This is a genomic window from Pseudomonas frederiksbergensis, from assembly GCF_003732665.1.
In the GTDB taxonomy this organism is placed as follows: Bacteria; Pseudomonadota; Gammaproteobacteria; order Pseudomonadales; family Pseudomonadaceae; genus Aquipseudomonas; species Aquipseudomonas frederiksbergensis_G.
This window is the reverse complement of sequence record NZ_MOBP01000028.1, coordinates 1-12,725: the sequence shown is the minus strand read 5'-3', so window position 1 is coordinate 12,725 and position 12,725 is coordinate 1. Positions and strand designations below refer to the sequence as shown.

Annotated in this window: 14 protein-coding genes; 6 read left to right on the top strand and 8 right to left on the bottom strand. The window is 61.4% G+C overall.

Features of this window, described 5'->3' with window-relative positions; translation table 11 throughout:
• The first annotated feature begins 8 nt into the window (after window positions 1-8).
• Window positions 9-1,187, top strand: coding sequence for a vWA domain-containing protein (locus tag BK665_RS32750; protein WP_054049045.1), 1,179 nt, complete (start codon window positions 9-11; stop codon window positions 1,185-1,187).
• A 103-nt stretch (window positions 1,188-1,290) separates the two neighbouring features.
• On the opposite strand, the gene BK665_RS32745 is transcribed toward BK665_RS32750, so the two are convergent.
• The 4 genes from BK665_RS32745 to BK665_RS32730 all read right to left on the bottom strand — a co-directional run bounded on the left by BK665_RS32745 (window position 1,291) and on the right by BK665_RS32730 (window position 5,017).
• Entirely contained in the window at window positions 1,291-2,217 is a 927-nt protein-coding gene (locus tag BK665_RS32745) for a 5-oxoprolinase subunit C family protein (protein WP_123410595.1), read from the bottom strand.
• Window positions 2,214-2,918, bottom strand: a complete 705-nt coding sequence (locus tag BK665_RS32740; RefSeq protein WP_123410594.1) for a 5-oxoprolinase subunit B family protein — start codon at window positions 2,916-2,918, stop codon at window positions 2,214-2,216. Before BK665_RS32740 ends, BK665_RS32745 begins: the two co-directional genes overlap by 4 nt.
• Window positions 2,915-3,667, bottom strand: a complete 753-nt coding sequence (locus BK665_RS32735; RefSeq protein WP_123410593.1) for a 5-oxoprolinase subunit PxpA — start codon at window positions 3,665-3,667, stop codon at window positions 2,915-2,917. Before BK665_RS32735 ends, BK665_RS32740 begins: the two co-directional genes overlap by 4 nt.
• 63 nt (window positions 3,668-3,730) lie before the next feature.
• Window positions 3,731-5,017 carry an MFS transporter gene (locus BK665_RS32730; protein WP_123410592.1) on the bottom strand — a complete coding sequence of 429 codons (1,287 nt, stop codon included), beginning with the start codon at window positions 5,015-5,017 and terminating at the stop codon, window positions 3,731-3,733.
• Between the two features lie 147 nt (window positions 5,018-5,164).
• Between BK665_RS32730 and BK665_RS32725 the strand changes: the two genes are divergently transcribed.
• The gene (locus tag BK665_RS32725; RefSeq protein ID WP_123410591.1) at window positions 5,165-6,076 is read left to right on the top strand and encodes a LysR family transcriptional regulator; all 912 of its coding nucleotides are present in this window, start codon (window positions 5,165-5,167) and stop codon (window positions 6,074-6,076) included.
• Between the two features lie 126 nt (window positions 6,077-6,202).
• On the opposite strand, the gene BK665_RS32720 is transcribed toward BK665_RS32725, so the two are convergent.
• Genes BK665_RS32720 through BK665_RS32710 form a run of 3 tightly spaced genes read right to left on the bottom strand, consistent with a single transcriptional unit; the run spans window position 6,203 to window position 8,064 of the window.
• Window positions 6,203-6,745, bottom strand: a complete 543-nt coding sequence (locus tag BK665_RS32720; RefSeq protein WP_123410590.1) for a DUF2937 family protein — start codon at window positions 6,743-6,745, stop codon at window positions 6,203-6,205.
• Window positions 6,746-6,757: 12 nt separating this feature from the next.
• A complete protein-coding gene (locus BK665_RS32715; protein ID WP_054049027.1) occupies window positions 6,758-7,534 on the bottom strand; it encodes a class II glutamine amidotransferase in 777 nt (258 codons plus the stop codon).
• A 32-nt stretch (window positions 7,535-7,566) separates the two neighbouring features.
• Window positions 7,567-8,064 (bottom strand): MFS transporter, encoded by a 498-nt coding sequence (locus tag BK665_RS32710; protein ID WP_123410589.1) that lies wholly within the window; start codon window positions 8,062-8,064, stop codon window positions 7,567-7,569.
• 217 nt (window positions 8,065-8,281) lie between these two features.
• On the opposite strand from BK665_RS32710, the gene BK665_RS32700 reads away from it, so the two are divergent.
• Together BK665_RS32700 and BK665_RS32695 are read left to right on the top strand one after the other, a co-directional pair.
• On the top strand, window positions 8,282-10,336 hold the full coding sequence (locus BK665_RS32700; RefSeq protein WP_123410587.1) for a S9 family peptidase: 2,055 nt from the start codon (window positions 8,282-8,284) through the stop codon (window positions 10,334-10,336).
• A gap of 189 nt (window positions 10,337-10,525) precedes the next feature.
• On the top strand, window positions 10,526-10,999 hold the full coding sequence (locus BK665_RS32695) for a cyclic nucleotide-binding domain-containing protein (RefSeq protein ID WP_123410586.1): 474 nt from the start codon (window positions 10,526-10,528) through the stop codon (window positions 10,997-10,999).
• On the opposite strand, the gene BK665_RS32690 is transcribed toward BK665_RS32695, so the two are convergent.
• Window positions 10,996-11,286, bottom strand: a complete 291-nt coding sequence (locus BK665_RS32690) for a hypothetical protein (RefSeq protein ID WP_123410585.1) — start codon at window positions 11,284-11,286, stop codon at window positions 10,996-10,998. The genes BK665_RS32695 and BK665_RS32690 overlap by 4 nt on opposite strands.
• 88 nt (window positions 11,287-11,374) lie before the next feature.
• On the opposite strand from BK665_RS32690, the gene BK665_RS32685 reads away from it, so the two are divergent.
• Both BK665_RS32685 and BK665_RS32680 read left to right on the top strand, forming a co-directional pair.
• Window positions 11,375-12,061, top strand: coding sequence for a spermidine synthase (locus BK665_RS32685; protein ID WP_123410584.1), 687 nt, complete (start codon window positions 11,375-11,377; stop codon window positions 12,059-12,061).
• Window positions 12,062-12,109: 48 nt separating this feature from the next.
• Window positions 12,110-12,484: a YajD family HNH nuclease gene (locus BK665_RS32680; protein WP_123410583.1), complete on the top strand. Its 375-nt coding sequence runs from the start codon at window positions 12,110-12,112 to the stop codon at window positions 12,482-12,484.
• Window positions 12,485-12,725 lie beyond the last annotated feature (241 nt).

The following is a 12,725-nucleotide window of genomic DNA, read 5'->3' as shown; positions in this document are numbered from 1 at the left end:
TGATTGCCATGCTGCTCAACCTGTTCAATGAAATGCGCGCCGCCAAGGTGCCGGTCTCGGTGCGCGAGCTGCTGGACCTGATCAACGCGCTGAAACAGCGCGTGGTCTTCGCCGACATGGACGAGTTTTATTACTTGGCCCGGGCGATTCTGGTGAAGGACGAAAAGCATTTCGACAAGTTCGACCGGGCCTTCGGTGCCTACTTCAATGGCCTGGAAAAACTCGACGATCACCTTCAAGCGCTGATCCCGGAAGACTGGCTGCGCAAGGAATTCGAACGTTCACTGAGCGATGAAGAACGGGCGCAAATCCAGTCCCTCGGCGGCCTCGACAAGCTGATCGAAGAGTTCAAGAAACGCCTCGAAGAACAGAAGGAACGCCACGCCGGCGGCAACAAGTGGATCGGCACCGGCGGCACTAGCCCGTTCGGCTCCGGCGGCTTCAACCCGGAAGGCATTCGGGTCGGCGATGCCGGCAAGCGCCAGGGCAAAGCGGTGAAAGTCTGGGACCAGCGCGAGTACAAGAACCTCGACGATTCGGTGGAACTGGGCACGCGCAACATCAAGGTCGCCCTGCGTCGGTTGCGAAAATTCGCCCGCCAAGGCGCGGCGGAAGAGCTGGACATCGACGGCACCATCGACCACACCGCTCGCGATGCCGGACTGCTGAACATCCAGATGCGGCCGGAGCGGCGCAACACCGTCAAGCTGTTGCTGCTGTTCGACATCGGCGGCTCGATGGACGCCCACGTGAAGATTTGCGAAGAACTGTTCTCGGCCTGCAAGACCGAGTTCAAGCACCTGGAGTACTTCTACTTCCACAACTTCGTCTATGAGTCGGTGTGGAAGAACAACATGCGCCGCACCTCCGAGCGTTTCTCGACCCAGGATCTGCTGCACAAATACGGCGCCGACTACAAAGTGATCTTCATCGGCGACGCCGCCATGGCGCCCTACGAAATCACCCAGGCCGGCGGCAGCGTCGAGCACTGGAACGAAGAGCCGGGCTACCTGTGGATGCAACGCTTCATGGAGAAATACAAGAAGCTCATCTGGATTAACCCGTATCCGAAAGATACGTGGGGCTATACCTCATCGACCAACATCGTGCGGGATTTAATTGAAGACCGGATGTACCCGCTGACGTTGCGGGGGTTAGAGGAAGGGATGCGGTTTTTGTCCAAGTAATCTTCGGTGCCTGTCAGGGCCTCTTCGCGAGCAAGCCCGCTCCCACATTGGGTCTTGTGTACGACACAGATCCAATGTGGGAGCGGGCTTGCTCGCGAAGCTTTTAGCGGTTAACGAATCGCCGCAAATAAGCGACCTGCTCCCGATGCGCCACGTCCTGCACCACCGGCCGTAACCTGACCTTCGCCCCCGGCAGGCACTGCGCCAGCCGCGCCAGTGCCAACGGCGTCAACGCCCCCAATCGCGGATAACCGCCAATGGTCTGCCGATCATTGAGCAGCACAATCGGCTGTCCATCCGGCGGCACCTGCACCGCGCCCAACGGGATACCTTCGGAAATCATCGGTTTGCCCTGGTATTCCAGCGCGGTGCCCAGCAGGCGCATGCCCATGCGGTCGGCGCGGCTGTCCAATTCCCAGGCACTGTTGAACGCGTCGAACAGGCTTTGCCCGCTGAATGCACCAATCTGCGCGCCGAGCACCAGGTCCAGCGGTGCATTGAGCTTGAGATCCGGGACATGCTCCTTCGGTAGTTCTCGCAGCAGAATCAACGCACTGCCCGAATAGCTCAACTGCGCATCCTTGGCCAACGGCCGGCCCCTGCCGTCCAGCCCGCCGAGCTCTTCGCGGACCACCGTCGAACTGCTGCCCAACACCTTCGGCGCATCAAACCCGCCCGGCGCGGCGAGATAGGCCCGAGCGCCAAGCAGCGGCTGGGTGAATTGCAGTCGCTGGCCTTTATGCAGCCTGAAACTGCGCCACGGCGCCAACGCCTCGCCATTCACTTGTGCGCCCAGATCCGCCCCGGCCAGCGCCAGCACGCAATTCTCTTCGGCCACCACGGTAAAACCGCCGAGAGTGATTTCCACCACCGGCGCATCCAACCCATTGCCGAGCAGCCAATTGGCCCACGACATCGACCGCCAATCCAGTCCGCCACCCTGGGTCACGCCCAAGTGCCGCACGCCAAAACGCCCCGCGTCCTGCAACAGGCACAGCGGCGTGCTCGCTTCAATCCTCAGTCGGCTCATGCCTGGGCCTCCAGCGGCGTGTCGTCACCGCCCAGGTTGATGAACTCGGCATGGCTGACCGCTTCGAAGCGCACGGTGTCGCCGGGTTGCATCAGGCTGTAGCCGTCCCGCTCACGGTCGAACAGTTTGGCCGGGGTGCGGCCGATCAGGTTCCAGCCGCCGGGGGATACCACGGGGTACGCGGCGGTTTGCCGTTCGGCAATGCCGACGCTGCCCGCCGCGACTTTCTTACGCGGGGTGTTCAGGCGTGGCGCGGCGAGGATCTCTTCCACCAGGCCCATAAAGGCAAACCCCGGCGCGAAGCCCAACGCAAACACTTGGTACTCGCGCTCGCTGTGGCGGCGGATCACCTCGTCCATCGCCAACCCGCTGCGTGCGGATAACAGACTCAGTTCCGGGCCGACGCTCAAGTCGTACCACACCGGCAGCACATGGCATTTGCCGCGGGTACTGGCGTTGGGCGACAGATCGATCAACGCCTCAGCGATCAATTCCCGAGCCTGGGCCGGGCTCAGCGCGGTCAGGTCGTAATGCACCATCAATGTCGTATAAGACGGCACCAGGTCGATCAAATGCCCGGCAAACGCCGCCCGCAGACTTTCGCTGGCCGCGAGCATCCATGGCATGTTCGCTTCGGCGATTTCATCGAACAGCCGCACCATCAGGCAGTCCAGCGCGACCACTTCCACCCGTGGTTTCATGATTCGCTCTGCTGATTCAAGGCCTCGCGGATACGCCGCACGGCAGCCACCGAACTGGCATTGTCGCCGTGAACGCAGAGCGTGTTGGCCTGTAGATGCAAAGCGCTGCCGTCATTGGCCGTGAGGTGATCACCACGGGCGATGATCAGCGCCTGATCGATGATTTTCTCCGGATCGTGATGCACCGCCCCCGGCAATTGCCGCGAGACCAGCATCCCGGCGCTGTCGTAGGCGCGGTCGGCGAAGGCTTCGAACCACAGGGTTACGCCGTATTCATCGCCCAATTGCTGGGCGGCGCTGTTGTCGCGGGTGGCCATCAGCATCAGCGGCAACGTGCGATCGTAGGCCGCCACGGCCTGGAGCACCGCGCGCAATTGCGCCGGGTTGGCCATCATGTCGTTGTACATCGCGCCGTGGGGTTTGACGTAGCTCACCTTGCCGCCCTGGGCCCGGCAAATGCCGTCGAGGCCGCCGATCTGGTAATGCAGGATGTCTTGCAGTTCCTGGGCGGTGTAGGCCATGGAACGCCGGCCGAAACCGACCAAATCCTGATAGGCCGGGTGCGCGCCGATCTGTACGCCGTGGCTCAGGGCCAGGCTGACGGTCTTGCGCATGATGCTCGGATCGCCGGCATGGAAGCCGCAAGCGATGTTGGCGCAATCAATGAAGGGCATGACCTCGGCATCCAGACCCATGGTCCAGTTGCCGAAACTCTCGCCGATGTCGCAGTTCAATAGCAGGCGGCTCACGGTGAACACTCCTGTAGTTTTGTTCTTCTTTATCTGTAGGACATTTGCCCGGCAGATTATCAGTTACTCGGCTTCAAGTTGCTTGCCACGGGTTTCCGGCAAGCTCAACGCCGCCAGAATCACCACCCCGTAAGACACCGCCGCAAACGCCCCGATGCCGACGCTTAACGGCACCTTCTGGCTGAGCAAACCGATCAACAGTGGAAACAACGCCGCCAGCGCCCGGCCAATGTTGTAGCAAAAGCCCTGCCCCGAACCGCGAATCCGCGTTGGAAATAACTCGGTCAAAAACGCGCCCATGCCACTGAAGATCCCCGAGGCAAAGAAGCCCAGCGGGAAGCCCAGCCACAGCATCACGCCGTTACTGACCGGCAACTGGGTGTAGAGCAACACGATGATGAACGAGCCGACGGCGAACAGGATGAAGTTCTTCTTGCGCCCGAGGATGTCGGTCAAATAGGCGCTGATGACATAGCCGATGTAAGACCCGACGATCACCATCGCCAGATAACCGCCCGTGCCGAGGACACTCAAGCCCCGTTCATTTTTCAGAAACGTCGGCAGCCAGGATGTTATGGCGTAGTAACCGCCCAGCGCGCCAGTGGTCAGCACCGAAGCGCGAATCGTGGTGAACAGGATGCCAGGGGCGAAGATCTCGTAGAACCTGGCCGGGTTGTCCGGGGTTTGTTTGGCCTTGGCCTCACGATAGATTTCCGGGTCTTTGACCAGGCGGCGGACGAAGATCACGAAAATCGCCGGGACGATGCCGAGGATGAACAGTGCGCGCCAAGCGTCTTCCGGCGGCAATACCGAGAACAGTAGCGCATAGAGGATCGCCGTCAGCCCCCAACCCAGCGCCCAGCCCGATTGCACCATGCCCACCGCTTTGCCACGGTCCTTGGCGCGAATCACTTCGCCCATCAACACCGCGCCGGCCGTCCATTCACCGCCGAAACCGAAGCCCATCAAGGTGCGGCTGATCAACAGTTGTTCGTAGTTTTGCGCGAAGCCGCAGAGGAAGGTGAAGAAGGCGAACCACAGCACGGTGAGTTGCAAGGTACGCACGCGGCCGATGCGGTCGGAGAGAATCCCCGCCACCCAGCCGCCGATGGCCGAGGCGATCAGGGTGCTGGTGTGGATCAGCCCCGCTTCGCCGGTGGTGATGCCCCACATGGCAATCAGGGTCGGCACCACGAAACTGAGCATCTGGGTGTCCATGCCGTCCAGGCCATAGCCGATCTTGCAGCTCCAGAACGTGCGGCGCTCCTGTTTGTTGATGTTGCGATACCAGTCGAACGGTCCCGGGCGTGTCGTGGCCTTGGGGATGACGGTGGTGTCGGGCGCACTCATGGCGAATCTCCGTGCAAATTTTATTGGTATTGTTCGAAGCCCCGACGACGCCTATCGTGGGAACCGGATGGCCTGATTTTTGGGCGCCCGGCCCTGCTGCGTCCAACTAATAAAAACCCGGCCTAGGCATAAGAAAAAGTTGATGACATGAATCTGAAGTTCCTCGAGACCTTTGTCTGGGTCGCCCGACTCAAGAGTTTTCGCCTGACCGCAGACAAACTCTTCACCACCCAGGCGTCGATTTCCAGCCGCATCGCGGTGCTCGAAAGCGAGCTGGGGGTGAAGCTGTTCCTGCGTGATTCCCGGGGCGTGAGCCTGACCCCGGAAGGCTTGAAAGTGCTCGAATACGCCGAGCAGATGATGGACACCATGCAAGCGCTCAAGCAGTCGATCGAGACTCGCTCAAGCAAGGTTGGACGGGTGCGCATCGGTGTGATGGACACGGTGATTCACACCTGGCTCAGCCCGTTGGTTGCGCAGATGATGGATCACTATCCGCTGGTGGAAATCGAGCTGGTGGCCGATACCTCGCTGAACCTCTGCGATCAGCTGCAAAAAGGCTTTCTCGACCTGATCCTGCAAACCGACCTGCTGCGCCAGGAAAGTGTGCGCAGCCTGGAACTGGCCAGCCACCCGATGGGCTGGATCGTGGCGAGCAATTCCATCTACAACCGCGAGTATTCAGGGGTGGCGGACCTGGCCCGGGAGCGGATCATCACCTATTCGAAAAACTCCCATCCGCACCAGGATATTTTGGCGCTGATGCAGGCCAATGGCGTGATGACGCCACGGCTCAACTGCGTGAACTCGGTGTCGGCGATTACCCGGTTGCTGAGGGACGGTTTTGGGATCGGCGCGTTGCCGCCGGTGCTGGTGGCCGAGGAACTGGCCCGGGGGGAACTGACCTTGCTGGCCATCGACCAGCGGCCACCGAACTTGCAGGTGGTGGTGTCGTGGCGGGTCGGGGTGGAATGGGTCGAGGAGATTGTGGCGTTGAGTCAGCAGGTGCTGGAGGGGTATGCGGGCAAGGTGGGTGAACGCTACATCGTCCTGGCCTGACACACCGCCGCCCTCGTAGGAGCGAGGCTTGCCCGCGAAGGCGTCGTGTCAAACAACGTCGATGTCGACTGACACGATGCCTTCGCGGGCAAGCCTCGCTCCTACAGGGGGCAGTGATCTTTGGTTTTAGAGGCCGCGCACATCCCGATCTTCAATCGGCCGGCTCTGGCGCAGGCGTTTGCCGCCCAGCACCACCCAGTCGATCAGCCGGAACAGGCATTCGATGCCAAACGACAGCAGCAACGCGCCGCTCATGCCCCAGATCATCGCTGCCGGGGTCAGCAGGATCTGGTAGCTGTAGCCGTTCCAGGTTTCCTTGCGGATGTCCGGGTCCGCGGCCAGCGCCACTTGCAGGAAGCGGATGTACCACGGGCCTTGCATCGCCTGGAACTGTTTATCCAACGCCAATTGACGGGTGAGCAAGGTGCTCAGGCTGTCAGCGTCGCTGCGAAAGATCGGGTCTTCACTGGCCCGGTAATGGGCGACCAAGGCCTGCATATCGCCCTTGAAAAATTGGTTGGCGGTGCCCTGGAAGCCACTCAAACCGGTCTGCGCTTCAATCAGGTGCGCTTCGACCCGCTTGGCGTAGTCGCTGATAAACCCCGGCACCTGGACACCGATCAACAGGCCCGCCGCAAACAACACCAGCCGTAGATAACTGAGCAACATGGGGGTAAGTCCTTATTCGGTCTTGCCCTGGCTGACGCATTCACCGCGTCGCCAGAGGCTCCATTGGCCCGGTTCGTAGCGGGTCCAGGTTTCGTTTTCGGTCAGGGGCTCGGTGGCGATCACCGTAACCACGTCGTTGGGCGTGGTTTCAGCCTGGAAGTCGACGATCACATCGACGTCTTTCAGGCGTGCCGGGCCGAACGGGGCGCGGCGGGTGATCTGGGCCAGTTTGGTCGAGCAATAGCAGAACAGCCAGTCGCCATCGCTGAGCAGGCAGTTGAACACGCCTTTGCTGCGGTATTCGGCGCAGGCGGCCACCAGGTCCGGCAGCAGCTCTTCGATCTCTACCGGTTCCGGGAACGCGGCGCGCACGCGGTTGAGCAGGTCGCAGAACGCCGCTTCGCTGTCGGTATCGCCGACCGGGCGGTAGAAACTCTTGATCGGTTCGAAGTCCGCGAGCTGGCCATTGTGGGCGAAACACCAGTTGCGCCCCCACAGCTCACGCACGAACGGGTGGGTGTTGGACAGGCAGACCTTGCCGACGTTGGCCTGGCGGATGTGCCCGATCACCACTTCGCTCTTGATCGGATAGCGTTGCACCAGGTTCGCCACTTCCGACTCGCAACTCGCCGCCGGGTCCTGGAACAGGCGCAGGCCCCGGCCTTCGTAGAAGGCGATGCCCCAACCGTCACGATGCGGCCCGGTACGCCCGCCGCGCTGCATCAGCCCGGTGAAGCTGAACACGATATCGGTCGGGACATTGGCGCTCATGCCCAATAACTCACACATGCTCGGACTCTCGCTTCAATGCTGGGGCAAGGTTACAAACGCGGTTCGATGCGCGAACGCTGGGGGTTGTTCGGGATCGGCGGACGGCCATAGCGATCATCGCCGGCCACGCCGAACGGTTGCTCGTCTTCATAGTCGTCGGGCTTGATCGCGGCTTTAGCGGCGGCCGCCTGTTCCTTGCGGGCGTTTGACGCACGCTCGATAGGAAAGCGGATCAGCACGAAAATCAGGTACAGGCCGAAGGCAATCATGCCGTACATGAACAGATCGGAAATCGCCCGCCAGGCGTTGTTGCCCACCTTGAACGCCAGGTCCAGGGCAGTAATGGCGATGGCCGGGGCGACCTTTTCCTTCACCGGATCGATGATGGTCGGGCTGAACAGCAACACCGCCACCAGCAGCCGCAGCGGCTCGCGCAGATAGCGCCACATCCAGCGGGTCAGGCGCATCCACACCAACAGGCAGCCTAAAGCGGCAAAGGCGTAGAGGCCCCAAGCGATCAGATAGTCGTTCTCGGTCATGGTGTCCATGGCAAGGCAGGCAAAGAGGCGCTTATAGTAACGACTTTTCGCCTGTCCGGCTTGTCCCAATACCAGTCTGCTACACACAGACCCTGTGGGAGCGGGCTTGCTCGCGAAAGCGGTGGATCAGTCAACATTGATGCTGAATGTGCTGGCCCCTTCGCGATCAAGCCCGCTCCCACAGGTTGCCAAGCCCTCTATTCCGTACATTGTCCGAGAGCCCTTCATGCCCTTATCCGCCAACGTCACCAGCGCCCCGATTGCCCGCAAGGCCGAAGGGGTCGACCCGTATGCCTGGCTCCAGGAGCGCGACACCGACGCGGTGCTCGACTACCTGAAGGCTGAAAACAGCTATCAAGAAGCGCAAACCGCCGATCAGGCCGGGTTGCGCGAAACCCTGTTCGAAGAGATCAAGGGCCGGATTCTCGAAACCGACCTGTCCCTGCCCTCACCGTGGGGGCCGTACCTGTATTACACGCGCACCACGGCGGGTGATGAATACGCTCGTCATTACCGCTGCCCACGCCCGGCGGATGACAGCCTGCTCATCGACGAAAGCCAGGAACACCTGCTGCTGGACCCGAACGAACTGGCCAACGGCGGCTTTTTCTCCCTCGGCGCCTTCAGCATCAGCCCCGATCACCAGCGCCTGGCCTACAGCCTCGACACCACGGGCGATGAGACTTACACGCTGTTCGTGAAGGAATTATCCAGCGGCCGTGTCAGCGAACTGGCGTTCGAGGACTGCGACGGCAGCATGACCTGGGCCAACGACAGCCTGACCCTGTTCTTCGGCGAACTGGACGACACCCATCGCCCGCACAAGCTGATGCGCTATCGCCTGGACGGCACGGCGGCCGAAGAAGTGTTCCATGAGCCGGACGGCCGTTTCTTCCTGCATTGCTACCGCTCCAGCTCCGAACAGCAATTGCTGCTGTCCCTGGGCAGCAAGACCACCAGCGAAGTCTGGGTGCTCGACGCCTTCCAGCCGCACCAGGCCTTCACCTGCCTGGCACCCCGGGTCGAAGACCACGAGTACGACGTCGATCACGGCGCCCTCGATGGCCAGTGGACGTGGTTCATCCGCAGCAACCGCGACGGCATCAACTTCGCCCTGTACACCGCCGCCGACACCGGCGTGGCGCCAACCGAGGCCGATTGGCAGAACCTGATTCCCCACAGCGACACGGTGATGATCGAAGGTCTGAGCCTGAACGTCGAAGCCGTGACCCTGAGCCTGCGCGAAGGCGGCTTGCCGATCATCGAGGTGCGCCCACAAGGCCTGGCGCCTTATCGCGTGCAATTGCCGGACGCGGCCTACAGCCTGCATGTGCAAAACAGCCTGGAATTCGTCAGCGACAGGATTCGCCTGCGTTATGAGGCGTTGAATCGCCCGGCGCAGGTGCGTCAACTGGACCTGGCCACGGTCGAGCAGAAAGTCCTCAAGGAAACTCCGGTGCTCGGCCCGTTCGACGCCGATGCCTACGTCAGCCAACGCCTGTGGGCGACCGCGCCGGACGGGACGCAGGTGCCGATCAGCCTGGTGGTCAAACGCGAATTCCTCGGCAAGCCGACGCCGCTGTACCTCTACGGCTACGGCGCTTACGGCGAAAGCCTCGACCCGTGGTTCTCCCACGCGCGCCTGAGCCTGCTGGATCGCGGCGTAGCCTTCGCCATCGCTCATGTACGGGGCGGCGGTGAATTGGGCGAGGCCTGGTATCGCGCCGGCAAACAGGAACACAAGCACAACACCTTCAGCGACTTCATCGCCTGCGCCGAGCATTTGATCGCCAACGGTTTCACCACTTCGCAACAACTAGCGATCAGCGGCGGCAGCGCCGGGGGTTTGCTGATCGGCGCGGTGCTGAATCAGCGTCCGGAGCTGTTCGCGGCGGCGATTGCCGAGGTGCCGTTCGTCGATGTGCTCAACACCATGCTCGACCCGGACCTGCCACTGACCGTCACCGAATACGACGAATGGGGCAATCCCGAAGAGCCGGACGTCTATGATCGGATCAAGGCTTACGCCCCGTACGAAAACGTCACAGCCCAGGCGTACCCGGCGACCCTGGTGATCGCCGGCTACAACGACAGTCGCGTGCAGTACTGGGAAGCGGCCAAGTGGGTGGCGAAACTACGGGCGAGCAAAACCGATGACAACCTGCTGCTGCTCAAGACCGAACTGGGCGCCGGGCATGGCGGGATGAGCGGGCGTTACCAGGGATTACGTGACGTAGCCCTCGAATACGCATTTGTTTTCCAGGTTTTGGGCATTGCCTGAGGAACTTGGCTCGGTGTACGGGTCTTAAATCCCGTACGCCGACCTACCCTTGTAGGAGCGAGGCTTGCCCGCGAAGAGGCCGCAACATTCAACATCTATGTTGGCTGACACGCCGCCTTCGCGGGCAAGCCTCGCTCCTACAGGGATACGAGCATCATTCAGCAAAAAAACAAAAAAGACCGTGACGACATGTCAGAACCGACCTTACTGAACAACGAAATCCGCGACTGGCTGATGGACTGCGGCCTGTTCGATCAACTGCTGCCCGCCGACTTCGCCGCCGCGTCCGGCTATTTCAGCATCAGCACCATCGCCCAGGGCGAGGAAATCTTCCACGAGGGCGATGTCGGCAGTTTCATGTGCATCATCCACACCGGCCAGGTGTCGGTGCAGAAGACCAACAGCGACGAGCAAACGGTGATCATGGCCACCCTGCGCAGCGGTCGGGCGTTCGGCGAGATGGCCGTGCTCGACGGCGAGCGGCGCTCGGCCAGTTGTGTGGCGGCGAGCAACTGCCAGTTGCTCAACCTGGGCAAGGATTCGCTGGAAAAGATGCTCAACGACGCGCCAAAGATCGCCGCCAAGATCATCCGCGCCCTCGCCGTTTCCCTGTCCAAACGCCTGCGCATGGCCGACGGGCAGTTACTTTCGCAACAGGTTTAACCCCCCGGCGATTTGCTTTTCGTGCTGTTCGGCTCAAGGCCCGGCAATGGTTGGTCCTTGGTCGGTGGGCTGGGCATTTCAATCGGCACCAGGGGTGGACCGCCGCTGCCAGGGCCGGTGCGGGGCACGCTGGTGGGGGTGATTTGCGGGTACGGTGTGGGGGTCGCGGTGCCGGGCGAACCGGGCATCGGCGCCGGCGTGACGGGAATGGTTTGCTGCTCCTGGGCCTGCACTGCAGTTATCGAGAGCGCGGCCAAGGCAATGACCGTTAGAATGGTGCGCTTCATCAATGGCTCCGTTGGCCTTGTTGTCTGTTTGCAGGCTACTCCCAACCGCGTCCGTTTGCCTTATGCCAATTTTTTCCAAGAGCCTGCCATGAAACGTTTCGTTCTGCTCGACACCGCCCCCATCCCTGAAAACGGCGGTGCCCTGTGCCTGTTCGAATACGGCGAGGATTTCGTCATCAAGATCCAGGGTGGCGACGGCGGGCAACTGATGAACACCCGCATGCACGGCTCCGAAGACGCCCTGGCCGAGATTCCGTGCCGCAAGGTCGCCGGCCGGCCGAACTCCCGCGTGTTGATCGGTGGTCTGGGCATGGGCTTCACCCTCGCCTCGGCCCTCAAGCACCTGGGCAAGACCGCTGAAGTGGTGGTCGCCGAACTGGTGCCCGGCGTGGTCGAGTGGAATCGCGGACCGCTGGGCGAGAAGGCCGGCAACCCGTTGCTCGACCCGCGCACAGTGATCCGCATGGAAGACGTGGCCAAAGTGCTGCAAGCCGAGCCCCAGGGTTTCGACGCGATCATGCTCGACGTCGACAATGGCCCCGAAGGCCTGACCCAGCGCGCCAACAGTTGGCTCTACTCGTCCGGCGGCCTGAGCGCCTGCGCCAAGGCCCTGCGCCCCAAAGGCGTGCTGGCGGTGTGGTCGGCCAGCGCCGACAAGCAGTTTTCCGACAAATTGAAGAAGGCCGGTTTCAAGGCCGAAGAAGTCCAGGTCTTCGCCCACGGCAACAAAGGCACACGTCACACCATCTGGATTGCCGAGAAGCTCAAGGGCTGAGCTAAACTCAAGTCATAACCGTCATTAGTCTTTTACAAAGGTGAACCCATGAGTTCGTCCACCCCGACCAATACCTCGAAGCTGGATCGCATCCTCGCCGACAACCAGCGCGACAAGGAAATGGGTTACCGCGACAAGGCCCTGAAAATGTACCCGCACGTGTGCGGCCGCTGCGCCCGTGAATTCTCCGGCAAGCGCCTGAGCGAACTGACCGTGCACCACCGCGACCACAACCACGACAACAACCCACAGGACGGCTCGAACTGGGAACTGTTGTGCCTGTATTGCCACGACAACGAACACTCGCGCTACACCGACCAGCAGTATTTCCACGAAGGCTCACTCAGCACGCCGAAAATCGCCAAGGCGACGCATAACCCGTTTGCGGCACTGGCCGGGTTGATGAAAAAAGAAGAAGACTGAGAGTTTCCACCATCCCCTGTGGGAGCGGGCTTGCTCGCGAAGGCGGTGTGTCAGTCAAAAAAATATTGCCTGACACACCGCCTTCGCGAGCAAGCCCGCTCCCACAGGGGTTTGGGGTACCAAGCGGCAATAAATTGCCGCTCCCGGCAATCCTTGTCGCAGCGCATACATGTCAAAACCGCTACAAAACGGCACATAAACTGCGACTCACCCTGATGGCACTGTTCTTGCGATGTATCAG

Coding starts and splice junctions, on each gene's coding strand:
- BK665_RS32695 (WP_123410586.1), top strand. CDS start 10,526: ATGTCAGAACCGACCTTACTGAACAACGAAATCCGCGACTGGCTGATG.
- BK665_RS32685 (WP_123410584.1), top strand. CDS start 11,375: ATGAAACGTTTCGTTCTGCTCGACACCGCCCCCATCCCTGAAAACGGC.
- BK665_RS32690 (WP_123410585.1), bottom strand. CDS start 11,286: ATGAAGCGCACCATTCTAACGGTCATTGCCTTGGCCGCGCTCTCGATA.
- BK665_RS32725 (WP_123410591.1), top strand. CDS start 5,165: ATGAATCTGAAGTTCCTCGAGACCTTTGTCTGGGTCGCCCGACTCAAG.
- BK665_RS32730 (WP_123410592.1), bottom strand. CDS start 5,017: ATGAGTGCGCCCGACACCACCGTCATCCCCAAGGCCACGACACGCCCG.
- BK665_RS32720 (WP_123410590.1), bottom strand. CDS start 6,745: ATGTTGCTCAGTTATCTACGGCTGGTGTTGTTTGCGGCGGGCCTGTTG.
- BK665_RS32750 (WP_054049045.1), top strand. CDS start 9: ATGCTGCTCAACCTGTTCAATGAAATGCGCGCCGCCAAGGTGCCGGTC.
- BK665_RS32710 (WP_123410589.1), bottom strand. CDS start 8,064: ATGGACACCATGACCGAGAACGACTATCTGATCGCTTGGGGCCTCTAC.
- BK665_RS32700 (WP_123410587.1), top strand. CDS start 8,282: ATGCCCTTATCCGCCAACGTCACCAGCGCCCCGATTGCCCGCAAGGCC.
- BK665_RS32715 (WP_054049027.1), bottom strand. CDS start 7,534: ATGTGTGAGTTATTGGGCATGAGCGCCAATGTCCCGACCGATATCGTG.
- BK665_RS32745 (WP_123410595.1), bottom strand. CDS start 2,217: ATGAGCCGACTGAGGATTGAAGCGAGCACGCCGCTGTGCCTGTTGCAG.
- BK665_RS32740 (WP_123410594.1), bottom strand. CDS start 2,918: ATGAAACCACGGGTGGAAGTGGTCGCGCTGGACTGCCTGATGGTGCGG.
- BK665_RS32680 (WP_123410583.1), top strand. CDS start 12,110: ATGAGTTCGTCCACCCCGACCAATACCTCGAAGCTGGATCGCATCCTC.